At 39.1% G+C, this 18923-nt stretch carries 19 protein-coding genes; 7 read left to right on the top strand and 12 right to left on the bottom strand.

All coding sequences use genetic code 11. The features are described from left to right. The first annotated feature begins 1 nt into the window (after position 1). The 3 genes from ACLCDV_RS01765 to ACLCDV_RS01775 all read left to right on the top strand — a co-directional run bounded on the left by ACLCDV_RS01765 (position 2) and on the right by ACLCDV_RS01775 (position 4030). Entirely contained in the window at positions 2-1990 is a 1989-nt protein-coding gene (locus ACLCDV_RS01765; protein WP_317668672.1) for a TonB-dependent receptor, read from the top strand. A gap of 22 nt (positions 1991-2012) precedes the next feature. After that, positions 2013-2861 (top strand): MbnP family protein, encoded by an 849-nt coding sequence (locus tag ACLCDV_RS01770; protein ID WP_317668671.1) that lies wholly within the window; start codon positions 2013-2015, stop codon positions 2859-2861. 146 nt (positions 2862-3007) lie between these two features. After that, positions 3008-4030 (top strand): cytochrome-c peroxidase, encoded by a 1023-nt coding sequence (locus tag ACLCDV_RS01775; protein ID WP_317668670.1) that lies wholly within the window; start codon positions 3008-3010, stop codon positions 4028-4030. 7 nt (positions 4031-4037) lie between these two features. Here ACLCDV_RS01775 and folP read toward each other — a convergent pair whose 3' ends face one another. From folP to ACLCDV_RS01795, 4 genes are read right to left on the bottom strand one after another with little or no spacing between them, the layout of a single operon-like run. Continuing rightward, positions 4038-4880 carry a dihydropteroate synthase gene (folP, locus tag ACLCDV_RS01780; RefSeq protein WP_120333037.1) on the bottom strand — a complete coding sequence of 281 codons (843 nt, stop codon included), beginning with the start codon at positions 4878-4880 and terminating at the stop codon, positions 4038-4040. A gap of 32 nt (positions 4881-4912) precedes the next feature. Next, positions 4913-5392, bottom strand: a complete 480-nt coding sequence (locus ACLCDV_RS01785) for a DUF4920 domain-containing protein (RefSeq protein WP_336835434.1) — start codon at positions 5390-5392, stop codon at positions 4913-4915. A 1-nt stretch (position 5393) separates the two neighbouring features. Next, positions 5394-5972, bottom strand: a complete 579-nt coding sequence (locus ACLCDV_RS01790) for an L-threonylcarbamoyladenylate synthase (protein ID WP_088159989.1) — start codon at positions 5970-5972, stop codon at positions 5394-5396. A gap of 24 nt (positions 5973-5996) precedes the next feature. Further along, positions 5997-6815, bottom strand: a complete 819-nt coding sequence (locus ACLCDV_RS01795; RefSeq protein WP_317668667.1) for a 2,3,4,5-tetrahydropyridine-2,6-dicarboxylate N-succinyltransferase — start codon at positions 6813-6815, stop codon at positions 5997-5999. Between the two features lie 399 nt (positions 6816-7214). On the opposite strand from ACLCDV_RS01795, the gene ACLCDV_RS01800 reads away from it, so the two are divergent. Together ACLCDV_RS01800 and ACLCDV_RS01805 are read left to right on the top strand one after the other, a co-directional pair. Continuing rightward, entirely contained in the window at positions 7215-7625 is a 411-nt protein-coding gene (locus tag ACLCDV_RS01800) for an RNA-binding S4 domain-containing protein (RefSeq protein WP_317668666.1), read from the top strand. Continuing rightward, positions 7582-8667, top strand: a complete 1086-nt coding sequence (locus tag ACLCDV_RS01805; RefSeq protein WP_411972798.1) for an isoaspartyl peptidase/L-asparaginase family protein — start codon at positions 7582-7584, stop codon at positions 8665-8667. The genes ACLCDV_RS01800 and ACLCDV_RS01805 overlap by 44 nt, the downstream gene beginning before the upstream one ends. Before the next feature lie 121 nt (positions 8668-8788). On the opposite strand, the gene ytxJ is transcribed toward ACLCDV_RS01805, so the two are convergent. The 5 genes from ytxJ to ACLCDV_RS01830 all read right to left on the bottom strand — a co-directional run bounded on the left by ytxJ (position 8789) and on the right by ACLCDV_RS01830 (position 13457). Continuing rightward, entirely contained in the window at positions 8789-9127 is a 339-nt protein-coding gene (gene ytxJ / locus ACLCDV_RS01810) for a bacillithiol system redox-active protein YtxJ (RefSeq protein WP_317668664.1), read from the bottom strand. Between the two features lies 1 nt (position 9128). Beyond that, entirely contained in the window at positions 9129-9869 is a 741-nt protein-coding gene (locus ACLCDV_RS01815; protein WP_317668663.1) for a hypothetical protein, read from the bottom strand. Between the two features lie 287 nt (positions 9870-10156). Further along, a complete protein-coding gene (gene ribH / locus ACLCDV_RS01820; protein WP_075990779.1) occupies positions 10157-10645 on the bottom strand; it encodes a 6,7-dimethyl-8-ribityllumazine synthase in 489 nt (162 codons plus the stop codon). 88 nt (positions 10646-10733) lie between these two features. Then, entirely contained in the window at positions 10734-11405 is a 672-nt protein-coding gene (locus tag ACLCDV_RS01825; protein WP_286849555.1) for a tetratricopeptide repeat protein, read from the bottom strand. An 84-nt stretch (positions 11406-11489) separates the two neighbouring features. Then, positions 11490-13457 carry a polysaccharide biosynthesis protein gene (locus tag ACLCDV_RS01830; protein WP_411972799.1) on the bottom strand — a complete coding sequence of 656 codons (1968 nt, stop codon included), beginning with the start codon at positions 13455-13457 and terminating at the stop codon, positions 11490-11492. A gap of 85 nt (positions 13458-13542) precedes the next feature. Here ACLCDV_RS01830 and ACLCDV_RS01835 point away from each other — a divergent pair, with 85 nt between their 5' ends. Beyond that, positions 13543-14754, top strand: a complete 1212-nt coding sequence (locus ACLCDV_RS01835; protein WP_317668661.1) for an alanine dehydrogenase — start codon at positions 13543-13545, stop codon at positions 14752-14754. A gap of 79 nt (positions 14755-14833) precedes the next feature. Beyond that, entirely contained in the window at positions 14834-15685 is an 852-nt protein-coding gene (locus tag ACLCDV_RS01840; protein WP_411972800.1) for an alpha/beta hydrolase, read from the top strand. A 9-nt stretch (positions 15686-15694) separates the two neighbouring features. Here ACLCDV_RS01840 and ACLCDV_RS01845 read toward each other — a convergent pair whose 3' ends face one another. From ACLCDV_RS01845 to ACLCDV_RS01855, 3 genes are read right to left on the bottom strand one after another with little or no spacing between them, the layout of a single operon-like run. Further along, the gene (locus tag ACLCDV_RS01845) at positions 15695-16741 is read right to left on the bottom strand and encodes an ABC transporter ATP-binding protein (RefSeq protein WP_411972801.1); all 1047 of its coding nucleotides are present in this window, start codon (positions 16739-16741) and stop codon (positions 15695-15697) included. 23 nt (positions 16742-16764) lie between these two features. Next, the gene (gene tsaE / locus ACLCDV_RS01850) at positions 16765-17175 is read right to left on the bottom strand and encodes a tRNA (adenosine(37)-N6)-threonylcarbamoyltransferase complex ATPase subunit type 1 TsaE (protein ID WP_317668658.1); all 411 of its coding nucleotides are present in this window, start codon (positions 17173-17175) and stop codon (positions 16765-16767) included. Positions 17176-17187: 12 nt separating this feature from the next. Next, the gene (locus ACLCDV_RS01855) at positions 17188-18741 is read right to left on the bottom strand and encodes a PglZ domain-containing protein (RefSeq protein WP_411972802.1); all 1554 of its coding nucleotides are present in this window, start codon (positions 18739-18741) and stop codon (positions 17188-17190) included. Positions 18742-18923 lie beyond the last annotated feature (182 nt).

Consider the following 18923-nt stretch of genomic DNA (forward strand, 5'->3'; position numbering starts at 1 on the left):
TATGAGGAAGATAAGTATTATTCTCTTTATGTTGTCTTTGGGATGGAACGTACACGGACAAAACAATCCTATTACCCGTGATACAACGAGACGTCTAGCCGAGGTTACAGTCAATGCAGCTGCCAAAAAGAGGATTGAAAACGATCTGAAGATGACAGTCTCTGTGGATGAATATTTGGCTTCTGCAAGTAATATCAGCTTCATAAAACGCGGTGCCTATGCCTGGGAACCCCTGCTCAATAATATGAGTAGTGAGCGTTCGACAATTACGATCGATGGGATGCATGTCTTTGGAGCATGTACGGATAAAATGGACCCGATAACCTCGTATGTAGAAAGTAATAACCTTGCTGCAATAGATATTAAATCGGGGCAGGAAGGTAATCTGCATGGTGCTACGGTCGCCGGCAGTATAGATCTAAAAAGAAGGAATACCGCGTTTGGTCTGCAGAAAAAAATTGGCGGAGCCTATCAGACTGGTTTTGAATTCAATAATAAGCAGAATTTCAATCTTGGGAATTTATATTACTCAAGTGACAAATTTGTGGCAGATGGAAGTATTGCCTTCCGGAAGGCTGGAAATTATTATGATGGAAATGACGATGAAGTACGGCATTCGCAATATAATAAATTCAATGCGTCGTTGGGCTTGGCCTATAAAACAAGTCCGCTTTCTGCTGTTCGGGTAGATGCTATTTTTGATCGTGCAAAAGATGTGGGATTTCCTGCTTTGCCAATGGACTTGTCCTTATCCAGAGCGATTATCACTTCCGCGGCATACAAACAGTTGTTTGAAGAGGGTTTGGTAAAGGTATGGGACACCAAAGTTTATTTTAATGCAGTTGAGCACTATATGGATGATACGACCCGTCCGGAAAATTTGGTCCATATGGATATGCCAGGCTGGAGTACGACCTACGGTCTTTTATCTAAAATTAATCTGCAGAAAGACCGCTATTCTTCGGAAATACAGGTAAATGCTTATGATAATCTATCGATAGCTGAGATGCGCATGTATCCGCAGGATCGATCCAAACAGACCATGTTTGCCTATAGCTGGCCATGGGTGACCACCCGTTTTGCAAGTGTAGCCATGAATAACGCGTTCGATCTTTCTGATATCAGTAGACTTGTCTTTGGAGGTTCATTGGGTTTGAACTATAACTATTCGAAATACGTTGAATTCAACTGGATTTTCCATCCTGGTTCTCCACAGAAGAAAAATAGAATTCTGCCGAGCCTACATGCTAGCTATCAGTTAAATATTGGTCAGTTTGACTTTTCCCTCGGAACAGGGTTTGGGCATCGTGCTCCTTCTGTTTCGGAGGCTTATGGTTATTACATTTACAACAGTTTCGATCGGTACGATTATATCGGAAATCCGGATTTAAAAAATGAAGTTTCTTATGAAGCCAATGCCAGTGCCGGATTTAAGACCGGAAAGTTAAGCATTGGGGCCAAGGCCAATTATTTCTTTATCCAAGACTACATTATTGGCCGGATATTGAGTTTGGGTAGCCCGATGAACTATCAATCGGTAGGCGTGAAAGGCTATACCTCTTTAGATCATGCGACTCTGTTTAATCTGGCACTCAATGCGCAATATCAAGTTTTGCCAAGTCTAGATTGGAAAGTCGTACTTAGCTATGCCAGAGGGCAAGACAATATGGGCGGAAACCTGCCTTTTATACGTCCCTTAAGTTATCAAACATCATTGCATTACCGATACAAAATGATCGGTGTGCAAACTTCAATGAACGGAGACTTTAGTCAGGTCAATTTCAGCCCTGAATACGGAGAGGACCAAACTGCATCCTATAAGATATGGAATGTCTCGGCAGACTATAACTTCACTATTGGAAAATTAAATGCCGTGTTTCAGGTCGGTGCGGAGAACCTCTTCAATGAATACTATAGTACCTATGCAGATTGGGGAAATATACCACGCATGGGTAGAAATATTTTTACATCCTTAAAAATCAATTTTTAAATACTTTAAAACTTAGAATAAAATGAAAAAAAATGCAATTAAACTCCTGATGATTTCTTTGGTTATGATTTCTTGTAGCAAAAGTGAAGATGTCGCCAACAGTGTTAACTTACATTTCAACAATACATTTAAAAATACAACAATTGTGCTGGGTGGTGCAGATTCTCCAGCTGCCACAACAAATACATCAGCCAGTGGGCAACTGCATCAATTTTCTGAGCTGAAGTATGTAATTAGCAATATCAGACTGATTAAAGCCGATGGATCTGAAATCCCTTATAATGTAAATGATCTGGATAAAGGGGCTACAGTAATTGATCAGGCGAAAGCGGCAACTTTAAATTATGTGTTGAGTAATATACCTGTTGGCGAGTATAAACAGATCAAATTCGGCTTGGGGGTAAAACAGGAAATAAATACGTTGGATCAACTGAGATTCCCGGTTTTCTATGCAACAGCTGGGGCCAACGATACTAAAATGCACTGGGAATGGGGAACAGGTTACCGATTTACGAAATTGGAAGGCTTTTATGGTGCTGATCATAAAGAGTTGTCTATTCACACAGGAAGTACGATCAGCGGAACAAATGGTGATGAATCCACCTATAAACAGGGGGTAGATGCTTATCGGGATATTACCTTGAATTTACCTTCCTTAGTTACTGTTGGAAAAAGTGTACCACAGATTAATATCAGGGCGGATTTTGATAAGCTCTTAAGCGGGAAGACGAATACCATTACATTGGGTGCTAACAATGCTGTGCCTAATATTCATTCGGCAGTGGAAATGGTGAAGTTTGTTGATAATCTTGGTGGTAACGGTAGCAGTGATACAGCTGGGATGTTCACTGTTGAGAGTGTTTCTAACTAAATTTTACGTGAATGGCTATGATCTTGAATGGGATTGTAGCCATTTGCTGAAAATATGTTATGCATAAACAAAAGAACGCAGTCTGATTGTATCATCACTTTCGAATGCATTTTGAATATTCATCAACCATTGATAAAAATAAAAGGATGAAAAAAGTCATCTTAATCCTGACAGTTATAGTAATTGCTTTATCCTGTAGTAGGGATGATATCGTTGAATCTACGCAGGATGATAACCCAACAGTTACTTTAAATATTCCTGCGGATTTTCCCAGTCTGAATAATGCATTTAATAGCAATAAGCCGACAAAGTATGGTGTTGAATTGGGTGAAAAACTATTTCATGAGAAAAGATTCAGTGGAAATAATACGATATCGTGTGCCAGTTGCCATAATCCCTCATTGGCTTTTTCCGATGGAAAAATGCAGGCAGTGGGTATAGATGATCGCGTAGGCTTTCGGAATACGCCACCTTTGCAGAATTTGGCTTTTATGAAATTTTATAATTGGGATGGCAATATACTCGAACTGGAAAAGCAACCTTTAGTGCCAATTATCACGCATGAGGAGATGAACTCATCTATTCTGGAGGTCATCGGTAAAATCAATGGCGAGTTTGATTATAAAATATTGTTCAAGAAGGCTTTTGGCGATGAGAATATTACACCTGAACGAATTTATAAAAGCATTGCGCAATATGAGTATACTTTAATTTCGGCCGACAGTAAATATGATCGGGTAAAACGAGGTGAAGGGGAGCAATTCACGATTGAGGAAGAACGCGGATATCAGCTGTTTAAGTTGAAGTGTGAAAGCTGCCATGCAACAGAATTATTTACCGATCAGAGTTTTAGAAATGTAGGGTTTCCTTTAAATAAACATCCAGACGAGGCCGGACGAGCACGTATCACAGGTATTGAAACGGACTATATGGCTTTTCGGGTGCCTTCTTTAAGAAATGCGGAATATACAGCACCTTATGGAAGCTTTGGACAGTTCCCAACGTTAAAATCTGTCCTGGATTATTTTGACAAAGGTGTTTTGGATGCAGCTAACCTTGATCCGATTCTTAAAGAAAATGGTAAAAGAATTCCGATGACAGAAGAAGAAAAGGAAGCTATCATAGCGTTTATTAAAACATTAAGTGATCCCAAATTTGTAGGCAAATAATGCTGATTTATGAATAGAAGAGATCAACCAATTGTTTCGCTTCTTTTACATCATGTACGCGGAGAATTTGTACGCCTCTTTCGAGAAGTAAGGTATTTAAAGCTGTAGTGCCATTTAAAGCTTCTTGGGCGGTGATTCCGATTTTTTTATAAATCATGGATTTACGGGATATTCCACCCAAAATTGGTAATTCGAAGTAGTGAAGTTCATTGACACGATAGAGCAACTCATAGTTCTGTTCGACTGTCTTTGCAAAACCAAATCCCGGATCAAGAATAATGTCTTTTACCCCCATACTTCTTAGCGTCGCAATGCGGTCGCCTAAAAAGGTGGCTACGTCAGTTACAATATCTGTATAATCTGTTTTTTCCTGCATATTTTCGGGAATACCGCGCATATGCATGAGAATATAAGGAACTTGATATTTTGCTACCGTGGCGAACATGTTATCATCGAGGGTACCTCCCGAAACATCATTTATGATGTGCACTCCCGCATCGATTGCAGCCGCAGCAACGTCTGCCCTAAAGGTATCTATTGATAAAATAGCGTCAGGAAATGCAGTTTTAATTGCTCGAATAGCGGGAAGAGCTCGATCCATTTCCTCCTGTGATGAAATTAATGGAGCGCCCGGACGTGAGGAATATGCGCCAATATCAAGAATTTGAGCACCTTCAAGCAATAGCTTCTTTGCTTTCTCTACCGCAAGTTCGACGGTTGTATTGTCACCACCGTCATAAAAAGAATCTGGAGTCACATTGAGTATCCCCATAATAATGGGCTTTTCGAAGGTCATTAAGGTACCATCGACCAGTATGGAGTGACAGGCTGAAGTGTGGAATCTTTTCATCAGAACAATGCTAGGTTTGGTGTGAGAACGCCTTATTTGACAACCAAAACACCGTCAGCAATAATGCTAATATCTTTTTTAGGTTGTGTAATCTGGTCTATTTCAGACTGTGATTTACCAAGATCCTTTGCCGCATGTTGTAACGATGCTACAGAAACTTCCTTTTTCTTTGCGATACCCTCGACAACAACCGTTTTGCCGACAATGTCTGCTGGCATGAAGAAACCATAGTCTTTAAAACGGACGGTAATAGGTTCTTCGCCTTCCCGTTGCAGGGTCATGAAACAGCCTTTTTTCTTACATACCTCAACGACCTTACCTGCCACCTTTCCGTTGAATGCGTTCTTTTGCGTGAGTTCTTTTTCAAGCTTTGCTACTGAAATCGCATTGGTCGCAGAGATTTCTTTGCCATATTTTACGCCTGGTTTGGCTGCGGGAATATCCTTTTGCTGCGCAAAAGATAAATTGGTAACAGCAAATGTTAATGCAAAAAATAAAACGATCTTTTTCATGCTATTTTCTAATAAATTCAAATTTACCACTTGGGTCCAGCTTCATGACAGTAGATGATTTTCCATCTGTTGTTACGTCTCTGTCATAGGCGACAATATAGTCTACGCCATCTTTGATGGCATCAGATATTTCGTCAAAATCTTTCGCCGTTGGTTCACCACTGATATTTGCTGAAGTTGAAATTATCGGTTTGCGAAACCGTTGTAAAAGTTGTTCACAAAAAGGGTGCTTGACAATTCGAATGCCAATTGAACCGTCCTCAGCAATCGCATTGGGCGCAAGATTTTTGGCATTCGAATAGACAATTGTCAAGGGTTTTTCGGTGTATTCAATAAGTTGATAAGCCACATCCGGGATTTCATTTACATAACTTGCCAATTGATTGTCGTTGTGTAAAAGGACGATCAGACTTTTGGATTTATCTCTTCCTTTCAGCTGGAAAACTTTCTCCACGGCATCAGGATTGGTGGCATCACAACCGATCCCCCAAATGGTGTCGGTAGGGTATAGAATTAATCCGCCGTTTTTTAAGGTCTCCAAGGCCTTATTCAAATCCTCACGATCTACGAATGCACTCATCTTATCTTTATACTAGTTTTAACTTTATACAGCTACATTATGATCACGTAGTGCATCATTTAATGAAGTCTTTTTGTCTGTAGACTCTTTACGTTGACCAATGATCAAAGCGCAAGGAACTTGATATTCCCCTGCCGCAAATTTTTTGGTGTAAGAACCCGGGATAACAACAGAGCGGGCAGGTACATAACCTTTATATTCTACTGGTTGAGGTCCCGTAACGTCGATAATTTTTGTTGACGCTGTCAATACCACATTAGCACCCAACACAGCTTCTTTCTCTACACGAATACCTTCTACTACAATCGCTCTTGAACCAATGAAAACATTGTCCTCAATAATCACTGGAGCTGCTTGTACAGGCTCTAATACGCCACCAATTCCGACGCCGCCACTTAAGTGTACATGTTTACCAATTTGTGCACAAGAGCCAACAGTTGCCCAAGTATCCACCATGGTGCCTTCGTCTACATAAGCACCGATGTTAACGTAAGAAGGCATCATAATCACTCCTTTAGCCAAATATGCACCTAAACGAGCAGAAGCCCCTGGTACAACACGTACTCCAGTGTGCTTGTAGTCTGTCTTTAATTTCATTTTATCATGAAACACAAAAGGACCTGCAGTCATTTCGCGCATATCATTGATTGGAAAATATAAAATAACAGCTTTCTTTATCCAGTCATTGACGTGCCATCTTGTACCGATCATTTCAGCGACGCGGATTTCACCGCTATCTAATTTCATGATAACAGTGCGGATGGCTTCTGTATATTCTTTATATTCCAATAATTGCCTATCTTCCCAAGCTTCCTCAATCAGTTTTTTAAGTGGCTCTACCATATTATTTATTTTCTTATTTGAATTAGTTTATTTTGATGTACAAACTTAGATAAAGTTGGACTTAAAAACAACTTTATCCATTGTTCCTTGCAATAGACTTTCCTGATAACAACACCCTATCAGATTATGGTCAACTCCTGACTCCAACCACAGTGTATGCACAGTGAGTCCACGTTGAGTCCACCTTTTTAAGGTGCATTCACACTACAGACATTGTTTTCACACCCCGCTTGCAGTCAGGACTTGGTATGGATTTGATGACAACTTGTCCGCAATTAGCTATTACACTCTTCCGGTGAACGGATGAAAGACGTTTTAATAATTGAACTCAGTTTAATCGGAATTTTCCATAATTGCTTTTGGTTATAATGGTTCTAAAAATATAATTATTTTTGTATTATGGCTGGAACATCAGAAAAATTGAGAATTGATAAATATTTGTGGTCAATTCGCTTATTTAAGACAAGAACTTTGGCAACAGAGGCCTGTAAGGCAGGTCGGGTGAAACTAAAAGGCCAAAATATAAAACCCTCCTATGAAGTTAAGATCGGAGATGTATACCATGTCCAAAAGGGAATTGAGAAAAAAGTGGTGAAGGTGACAGGTCTTTTGGAACGTCGTGTTGACGCCAAGACTGCTGTTCAATTCTACGAGGATCAAACACCTGTTGAAGAAACTGTAGGGTTTAAATCCGTATTTCATGCTCCTGTCCTAAAACGCGACCGCGGTACAGGGCGACCTACTAAAAAAGACCGTCGTGAGATAGATGATTTACAATCTTCAGAATGGTGGGAGAAGGAAGATGAATAACCTCAAGATATGCGCCATAATAATTGTGGGAAGCCTGTTGGCAATTTCCTGTAAATCGTATCAAAAACCTGTGGCCATGACGGAGGGTGAATTTGTTTTGGCGATCCATGGTGGAGCGGGGACGATCTTGAAAAAGAATATGACAGATTCGATGGAGCAGGCTTATAGGATCGTCTTGGAGCAAGCGCTTCGTATCGGCTATCAAAAGTTGCAAGAAGGTAAATCCAGTTTGGAAGCCGTCGAATCTGCTATCCATGTTATGGAAGACTCACCTTTGTTTAATGCAGGGAAAGGAGCGGTTTTTACACATGACGGACGCAACGAACTGGATGCTTCCATCATGGATGGTAAATCCTTAGCCGCAGGCGCCGTTGCAGGAGTGACGACGATCAAAAATCCAATCTCGGCAGCCAAGGCGGTGATGGAAAAATCTGAGCATGTTATGATGGTGGGTAAAGGTGCCGAAGAGTTTGCGAAGCAAGTGGGATTGACCATTGTAGACCCTTCTTATTTTTGGACGGAAGCGCGTTGGGAAGCTTTGCAGAAAGTGAGCAAGGATGACAGTACACGAACACAACTAGATCACGATCAAAAACAAAGCTCACGCTTAGGCATCATCAATAAAGATGCTAAATTCGGTACAGTAGGATGTGTTGCCTTGGATAAAGCAGGAAACTTGGCCGCGGGTACGTCTACAGGAGGGATGACAAACAAGAAGTTTGGGCGGGTCGGAGATTCACCAATTATTGGTGCTGGAACGTATGCGAACAATAATACCTGTGCTGTTTCCTGTACTGGATGGGGTGAATATTATATCCGCACCGTGGCGGCATATTCGGTGTCCGCTTTAATGGAATATAAAGGTGAACCTGTTGATCAGGCGAGCAGGCAAGTAATTGATCGGATTGGTGAAATGGGCGGTAATGGCGGCATGATCGCATTGGATAAAAATGGACATGTTGCTATGCCTTTTAATACCGCCGGCATGTATCGGGGTACGGTGACTAAAGACGGTAAAATAACAGTAGAAATTTATAAGTAGCCAATTCAGCTGTTTTCAGCTTCATAAAATATCCCAAGTGATCAATACAATACATGTTGAAGATCGCTTGGGATATTTTATGCTAATTATTTTTATTGAACAGCAGTTATGGCCTATTATGTCAAATTGCCGTTAGGTATTGTTCTATCTCATCAAATTGGATATCACCATGTGAAGCGTCATATAAACTGTTTTTTCCTTCAACAATCAGTATTTGAGGTGATTGATGTTCTACATTCCAACGTTGGGCAATCTCATTCGATAAAGGGCGGTAACGCAAAAGGTCTAAAAGATAAATCGCATAATCATGGTCTGAAGTAGCAGACATACGCTCAAGACTACGCTTAGCCATATTGCTAATACCACAAGTCGTGCTATGTTTAAAGATGGCTACAACTTTATCGGATTGATAAAGCTCCTGTAGCTGTTCTTCTGTATTTAATTCTATCCAATTAATCATATTATAGTTCTGTAAATTTTTTCTGTTCTACCTGTACAAAAGATGAAATAGAGGAGAATATACAACTCTTTTGGTCATTGCTTGTGGAATTGAAGAAACTGGGTAAACGTATCCCGTCGCCAATCTCTTTATATTTGCTCACTTCATAGGTGTTTTTTTCGCCCTTATCTGTGTATTCGTAACGCACAATCTCACCAGTATTTTGATCAATATAAAGCAAACCATCAATCTTTGAACCAAAGATAGGGCCTGACGAGCTGATATTTGCTATCGTTAATTTCTGTCCAGCACTGAAGCTTTCCTTCTGGTTTTTCAGCTGCACATTCTTCTGTCCGATCAAAGTAGGCAAAAGTAGTAGATTGAGATCCGAAAATAGCTGGTTTTTAATTGATTTCTTAAGCTCGGGCCCATCTGTAGATAGATTCCCTCCAATAAAGAGTTTATCTGACCCAGGGTTTTTAAAATTAAACAGGTAGGTCACCTGATCCGTTCCCTTATAGCCATCAAATCGACATGCTCCAGTCGTTCTATTGAACAGGAACTTTCGTTCGTCGTTTGACAACTGATCTGAGATGGTATTTCCCTTTGCTGAGAAAGCCAAAAACTGCAAAGAATCCCATTTTTCCTGGCCACCGATACTTTGCCAAATCTGCTTGTTTAGACTATCGTCTTGTGCCACTAGATCCAACTGACAGAATAACGTCAGTATAACGACCAAGAGTACATTCGATAATGTTTTCATAATCCTATTTTTTAAAGAAACAATCATCAAGTAATTCGTATCAAAATTGATCCCATGAAACTTCATTATTGCGTCATTGTCTATAAAACTACCGACTGTTGTATAATTGATTTACACGACAATCAAGACAATTCGATAACAATTTATTCTAGTGAAAAAATAAAAATCGATTAATAAGATAACTGAATATTTTATTAATCGATTTGTTCAAAATATAAGTACCTGAGTAATAAGCTATGCTCAGTAATACTTTTCATCATTGAATGGTAGGCAAAATTGATACCAAACTAGAATTTTTTGGCAATATGAGCCATTTGTATTGCTGTAATAGCAGCTTCTTCGCCTTTATTACCATGTTTCCCTCCGGCACGATCCAATGCTTGCTGAAGGTTGTCAGTTGTTAATACGCCAAAAACAGCCGGTTTATTATATTTGAGCCCTACATTGGCAATACCATTTGCAACTGCATCGCAGATAAAATCGAAGTGTCTGGTCTCACCCTGAATGACGCAACCTAAACAGATAACAGCGTCAAAACCCTGATTTCTGAATGCGAGGTCTGCTCCTGAAATTAATTCGAAACTTCCAGGAACCTCAATGACTTGGATGTTGTTTTCCTTCGCGCCATGCTCTTCCAAACCCTTTATTGCACCATTCAATAATGCACCTGTAATTTCTGCATTCCATTGTGCAACAACGATTGCAAATTTGAATGGACTTGCATCCGCAACCTGGATATGCGAAAAGTCGGATAAATTTTTAATGCTACTTGCCATAATAGTAACAAAGATAGTGATTTTAGATGGTCACAAAAAAAGAGGCTATCAAATAGCCTCTTTTTATTATACTTTTATAATTATTCTCTTATAAATGTGCTTGTACACGGCCTAATAAACCATCAATTGTAGAAGCTTCTTGGCTCTCTGGGAAATCTGTTTTAATCTTCTTGTAAGCAGTTTCTGCACTTTTATAGTCATTTTGTGCTTCATATACAAGCCCTAGTTTTTTCAAAAAGAGCGGAGTTGTATACGAGTTGCTTGATTTTTCAGAAGCTTGCTTGTAGTAATCAGCGGCTTTTTTGTAGTCTTTTAACTCTGAATAAGCATCTCCAGTGAGACCAATTACGAGCGGATCTAGAATTTGGCTTCCTGTTGGAGCATATTTTTCAAGAGCCTTCACAGCATCTTCGAATTTACCTTGACGTAAATATAAACCGCCTAAATATGCGTTTGCAATATTTGCCGATTTTGTATTGGAATATTCATCCGCAATTTGTTTAAATCCAAGAAAAGCACCGTCGCCCGTGATTGCTTTATTTTGTAAAGAATCAATTGTGGCCAGCTGTTCTGCTTTGTACATACGGTTCGAAGCTTCTTCTGCTCTTGGATCTAGATAAAGCTTTTGATATCCAAAATAAAGTAAGATCAATACAACGATACCACCTAAAATGAACACGACACTTTTTTGGTTATCTTGAAAAAAAGATCCTTTTGAAGGTTTGAAACCTTGATTTGTATTATTTGTGTTTTTAGACATTACTAATCAGTAAAATATGGATTGCAAAAATACACTTTTCGAGCAAATTTGCAAGTTTTTTGCAAATTTTAAAGTGAATTAACTTTAGTTTTCCGACTTATTCGATAACTCGATTTCCCGATCCAGTTGCTCGTAGATCGAATTTTTGCTTTTGAATTCAGGTACAATAATTTTCATTTGATAGACAACTTCGTTTTTGTTCTGTGTCGCTAAACGCTGTTGCAATTCTTCGATTTTTATACTTACAATATCATAATTATTTTCTCTGACTTTGGCGATCATGATCTTTTCGTGGTGCGTCGGCAACGTATTCTCCAAATCATTTAATAACTCCTCATATAGTTTTTCCCCGGGTCTTAATCCCGTGAATTTTATTTCAATATCTTCATTCGGTTTAAATCCTGAAAGGCGAATCATTTTTTTTGCTAACTCGACTATTTTTACAGATTTTCCCATATCAAATACAAAAATCTCTCCTCCTTGTCCCATCGTACCAGCTTCAAGAACCAATCGACAGGCTTCGGGAATGGTCATAAAATACCGCGTAATTTCTGGATGCGTAACTGTTACAGGGCCGCCTTTTTGAATCTGGTCTCTGAATCGAGGGATAACTGATCCATTGGAGCCTAAGACATTGCCAAAGCGGGTTGTGATAAATTTGGTGTGCACAGTTGCCCCTAACGAGTTTTCCAAATGATTGTTTAACGATTGTACATAGATTTCTGCGATACGCTTTGTCGCTCCCATGATATTCGTGGGATTGACAGCTTTATCGGTAGAGACAAAAACAAATTTTTCCACTTGATATGCTACGGCTAAATCAGCTAGATTCTTAGTACCCATGACATTGGTCTGTACCGCTTCCAAAGGGTGGTTTTCCATCATTGGGACATGTTTGTATGCTGCAGCGTGATATACATAGTGTGGTTTGAAAGTCTCAAAAAGTAATTGCATCCTTTTTGTACTTCGGACGTCTGCGATATAAGTATGATATACCTGATTGGGAAATTCATCCTGAAGGTCAAGTTGGAGGTTATGTAACGGCGACTCGGCCTGATCGCAGAGGATGATCATCTGAGGTTCGTATCTCCCTAATTGGGTTGCGATTTCACTCCCTATGGATCCTGCCGCGCCAGTAACTAAGATTCTTTTGCCTTTCGTTTGGCTTAAGATGTGGTCGTCGTTAATTTTAATTGGTTCTCTTTCTAATAAATCTTCAATTTTTATTTTTTGGATCTGATTTGGGTTAAGATCACCATTCATGATCTTTTTAACAGGAGGTAGCGTTAATATGTTCACATTTTTTTCGAGCGCAACATCTGTAATTTCATTTTTACGGTCCGAAGGGATGTTGTGCGAAGCGATGATAACCTCCTCAACATTCAATGTATTGATCAGATGGCTGAACTTCTGTGAGGAATATATTTTGGTACCATCAATTACCTTGTTGATTTTTTGTTCATTATCGTCCAAGAATCCAACAATAGCATTTTTGGATCGTACATCATGGTCTAAGGTTCTTTTTACAGCAATCCCCAAATCACCGGCGCCATAGATCAGTGTCTTTTTTCTGGAGCCACTGACTTTTTTGGTGTATAGAAAGAAAATTTTGATAATCGTTCTATATACGGTTAAAATAAGAAAGGAGAAGAGTGCAAAGAAAATAATGAGTGCAGTTGGAATGTTTCGTTCTATCTCGTTTGCCTGAATGACTAATTTTATAACCAGGAGAACAAAAACACTAAATGTTATCGTTGATAATATCCGTATTGAATCGATAGCGCTTGTGTAACGAACTATACCAGTATACATCTTAAAGAGGTAGAATGATAAGGAACATATACCTATAAATAAAATGTAACGAATGGCAAAATCAATGTCAAGCAGAAAATCGAAGTTAAAATCATAGTAAATGACATTTGCGAGGAGATAAGCGATGGATACACTAAAGATGTCCAATAAAAAAATGATCCACCGTGGCACTATATTAACTTTGCTGAGCATGGTATTATATCTGATTAATTTAGACAAATGTAGATAAATTTGTTTCATTCCAAAGCTGTGCCAAACCAAATTTATCTTCGTTTGATAAGATTGATTTTTTATTGTAATTTTAGCTAACGATCAATTTTACAAGATGAATGAGTTAGGAAAGCTTGCGAGTCAGGCTATGATTTCTCCAAAAGAGATGCTGTTTGAGAAGAAAAAGAATGCAAAGAGTTTATTTATTGGCATTCCAAAAGAAATTTCGCTTCAGGAAAAGCGGATCTGCTTGACTCCATTAGCGGTTGCATTATTGGTAGAAAATGGGCACGAAGTAATTATTGAAACGGGCGCTGGTGCGGGGGCTAATTTTTTGGATCATCATTATAGTGAACAGGGGGCTCGTATCGTTTCTTCTCGGGAAGAGGTTTATCAGGCAGATCTGATCATTAAAGTTGGTAGCCCTATCCTAAGTGAAGTGAAGTTGATGAAAGAAAGGCAGCTTTTATTATCGTCACAGCAACCTTCACTCATGAACCTGGATGTACTAAAGGCGTTAATGCATAAAAAAATCACTGCAATTTCTTACGAATATTTAAGAGATGAGGGTGGTTGCCTAGCGGTGGTTCGTGCAATGAGCGAAATCGTAGGGGCAACGGCAACCTTAATTGCAGGGGAGTATCTGAGCAATGCATTTGGCGGGAAGGGACTGATGCTCGGTGGTGTGACCGGCGTAGCTTCCACAGAAGTCGTTATTATTGGCGCGGGCACCGTTGGTGAACAAGCTGCCCGAACGGCTTTGGCGTTAGGAGCAGAGGTAAAGGTGTTTGATAATTCGATTTATAAACTTAGACGCCTGCAAAACAATCTTGGCAGCCGTGTTTTCACTTCCGTTATACAACCTATTATTTTAAACAAGGCAGTTATCAGCTCTGATGTAGTTATTGGCGCCCTACGAGCTCGTAATGGACGCTCTGCCTGTATAATTTCGGAAGAAACAGTTTCTAAAATGAAACCTAATTCTGTAGTGATCGACGTGAGTATCGATCAGGGGGGGAATTTTGAAAGCTCAGAAGTAACCTCACATGATAAACCTATCTTTCGGAAATTTGACGTTATTCACTATTGTGTCCCCAATATAGCGTCTCGGGTAGCACGAACAGCCACTTATGCAATGAGTAATATTTTTACATCAATTTTGCTTGATTTTGCCGAACTTGGGGGGCTGAAAAATGCAATCTGGAAGAATCCCGGTATTCGGAGTTCAATTTATTTGTACCAAGGAAACCTTACAAATGTTGACATGGCCTCAAGATTTAATATGACGGCGAAAGATTTAGATCTTTTAGTTGTGTCTTCCTTATAAACCATGGATATCCAGCTCATATTTGATTCGTTTTTTCGAGTAAATGTAATCTGGAGTTCTCTTTTAAAATATTATTTTAATGAAAAGAATTTTTATGATTTTATGTTCGTTGATTTCTCTCGTTAAGGCGCAGGAAACAATAAATCTTTATGCAGATTCCATTCCAAACGCGACTGATAAGGAGCAAGTGAATTTAGAAAAAAATGTACCAAAGTTATTTGCTTATACGGCAGATAAAAGTATTGATAAAAATATCGCCGTATTGGTTATTCCGGGGGGTGGGTATTCTCATATAGCAATGGATCATGAGGGACATGCTGTAGCAAAAGAGTTGATAAAAAATGGTTATTCAGCATTTGTTTTACAATATCGATTGCCATCACCGAATATTATGCGTGACAAATCAATTGGACCTCTTCAAGATGCCCAGCGGGCAATGCAATTGATCCGAACCTTGCATCCCGGACTTCGAAAAGTTGGGGTAATTGGATTTTCCGCTGGCGGGCACCTGGCTTCCACTTTAATTACGAAGTTTAAGAAAGATTATATAGCGAATCCTTCCCATGTATCGCTAAGACCTGATTTTGCAGGATTGATTTATCCAGTAATCTCTATGGAAAATGATATAACACATAAAGGTTCGCGTATAAATCTCATTGGAGAAAACCCTTCGGAAGACCAAATCAAACTGTTCTCTTCCAATTTGCAGGTATCTTCTGAGGTTTGTCCGGTTTTCTTCGTACATGCCAAAGACGATATGGCTGTGCCGATAGAAAATAGCTATAGAATGATGGCAGCTTTGGACAAGTCAAAAGTGCCCAACAAGCTTTATACCTTTGAGCAAGGGGGGCACGGCTTTGGGTTAATTAACAAAACCTCGGATAAGTTATGGTTTGACGCATTTTTATCTTGGCTAGACACACAAGACTAGGGCATACAATTAATGGTCAAAAGCGATCCAGTGCGATATGGTTAGATCGACAGCCTGTAGTTTTTGTGGAATTATTTGCGACGTTATAATTGCATGTAAGTTGATCTCATTATTACTCACGACGATTTCATAATAAAAACCTCTGAATCGCACATCTTTTACAAAAAAAGTAGACTGCTCAGAAGGGCTTATTGAAATCCATTCTTGATGTATCGCGATTGGTTTTTCGCTTGTTATGCCTAAATTTTGAGCTTGCTCAACCTGTAATATGTTGCTTTTTGCCAGTAATTGCGCGGTATAAGGGTGCGACGGATTACTATAAAGTACGTGCGGGTTGTTTTGATCTAGGATTTTGCCCGATTTCATCACGATGAGATTATCTGCCAGGGCAAGGACCTCGGTAGGGTCGTGTGAAACTAAAATGATGGTTAGTCCAGTTTCTTTTACAATGTCTTTTATATCCTGCTGTAGTGTGTCGCGAAAAGAAGCATCGACCTGATTGAAGGGTTCATCCATTAGTAAAACTTCAGGTTCGTTTATCAGGGCGCGACAGATCGCAACACGCTGTTTCTCTCCGCCACTGATGTCTGCCACTCTTTTTTTAGCGAGATGATCTATGCGTAGACGTTGCAGTATTTCCGCCGTTTTGTCTTGTTTGCGTTTAATGTCGGTATTTGGTAACTGCGACGCAACATTATCCCATACATTGGCATAAGTATTTAAATCATCGAAGCCCTGTGAGACTAGTTTCATTGCGTCGTGTCCGGGAATTAACTTGTCTTTACGCGTAGGAACCTGCCACCCTTTATAGCGGACAACACCGCCAGTTGGTTCCAATAAACCGTATATTAGCCGTAGTAAGGTGCTTTTTCCACTGCCAGATTCACCGATAATTGCTGTAATCTTCCCTTCTTCGATATCAAAAGAGCTATTTTCGACGGCGAATTGGATGTTGTTCTCATGAAAGGAAAAGCTAAGATGTTCTGCATGTATGGCCGCTAATCCGGGCACATGAATATCAGAAGGAATATATTGACAAGATGATGAATGAGCCATAGTAAGGGGTCAAAAAAGGTAGGTTAACGAATGGAAATTTTACGTGTTGTTGCATCTATGGTGTTAATATGTATCTCTTTTGCTTCTTCAGGAAGTAAATTGGGGATTTTCTCTGGCCACTCAATAAAGCAGTAAGCACCTGAATAAAAATATTCCTCATAACCAAAATCGAATGCCTCCTGTTCGTCTTTAATACGGTAAAAGTCAAAGTGGTATATAGGGCCGACGGGAGATTCGTATTCATTAACAATGGAGAATGTAGGACTAGAAGTACTATCTTGTACGTTTAACTGTTGGCATAAGTATTTTACAAAAGTAGTCTTTCCAGCCCCCATTGAACCATATAGCAAAAAAATGCGGTCCTTTGGAAAACTATTTAAAACTGTCTGAGCCGCTTGAGATAGATCTGCTATCGTATTTACAATAATTTCCATGTTACAAAATTACTATTTCGGCAAGTATGTCGCAAAGGGGATAATCATTTCTTCTAAAGATATTCCCCCATGCTGGAACGTTCCATTAAAGTAATTGACAAATTGATTGTAGTTGTTGGGGTAAACAAAATACGAATCTTCTTTGGCAAAAACGTATGTTGAACTAACATGAAGTTTAGGCAACTGTGCCTCGTGGGGATTTTTGATGACAAAGACATCTTTGTCAATATAGTTTAGATTTTTTCCTTGTTTATATCTCAAATTTGTATTTGTATTTCGATCACCAACAATTTTACTTGGCTTTTTTACACGGATCGTGCCATGGTCGGTTGTAATAATCACACGAACTTTCTTCTGTGATAGCCATTTTATAGTTTCTAATAAAGGGGAGTGTTCAAACCATGACAAAGTAAGGGAGCGATATGCTGCTTCGTCGTTTGCTAATTCGCGAATCATAGAACTGTCTGTACGTGCGTGAGAAAGCATATCAACAAAGTTATACACTAATACATTGAGCTGATTGTGCATCAAATTACCGAGATTGTCTACTACGTCTTTTCCCTGTTCCAATGTCAATACTTTCGTGTAAGAGTGCTTTATGGGTTTGCGATAAAGGCGCTTAATCTGATCCTCCAAAAATTTATCCTCATAGAGATTCTTGCCGCCTTCGTCTTCATCGTTTTGCCATAATTTCGGGAAGCGTTTTTCCATTTCCAGTGGAGTTAATCCACTAAAGATGGCATTTCTAGCATATTGTGTTGCTGTTGGTAAAATACTGTAATAGTTTATCTCCTCCTCAAGTCTAAAATAATCGGTGATTACCTCATTGATTATTTTCCATTGATCGAAACGCAAATTGTCTATTAGAAAGAAAAATGTGGGTACATTATCTTCTAAGGTCGGAAATACCTTCTTCTTAAATAGTTGATGTGATAGAACGGGTGCGTTTTCGGGACGATTAATCCACTGTATATAATTGTTTTCAATAAATTTAGAGAATTGCATGTTTGCTTCGGATTTTTGCATGGTCAGAATCTCATGCATATTATTATCTTCAAGCTTTTCGAGAGATAATTCCCAGTAAACAAGTTTTTTGTAAACTTCTGACCATTGGTTGAAATCCAGATTATCATTCAGGATCATCCCCAAATTGCGGAAGTCTTGCTGATAAGCCATGGATGTTTTCTCATTGACAAGACGTTTGTTCTCCGTTAATTTTTTTATTGTCATCAAGATCTGCTTGGGGTTGACCGGCTTGATTAGATAATCATCTATTTTGGAGCCAATGGCATCTTCCATGACATGTTCTTCTTCGTTTTTTGTGACCAGAACAACGGGAACAGTAGGGTTGATCGATTTGAGTATGGCAAGTGTTTCGAGTCCGGTTAACCCAGGCATATTTTCGTCTAAGAAAACGAGGTGGAAAAAACCATTTTTAAAGGCTTCAACGGCATCATTTCCATTGTTGACTGTGTCAACTTTGTAACCTTTGCTTTCTAAAAATAAAATGTGTGGTTTTAGAAAGTCAATTTCATCGTCAGCCCAAAGAATATGTGTTTTTTGCATCTTGTTATTATATGTCTATTAGTAGTAGAGGGGAGGATCTGATTTTCGATCTCATGCTAACATAAGCAAATATCGTGCTTCAGATTTTATTTTTAACATTTATTAACGATGAACTAACTATCTTTGTTTTAAGTTTATACTAGTGTTAACCAGGAGCTCATGATTAAAGGGCTCGGTTTCAT

It is taken from the genome of Sphingobacterium sp. Lzh-3, from assembly GCF_046764375.1.
Lineage (GTDB): Bacteria > Bacteroidota > Bacteroidia > Sphingobacteriales > Sphingobacteriaceae > Sphingobacterium.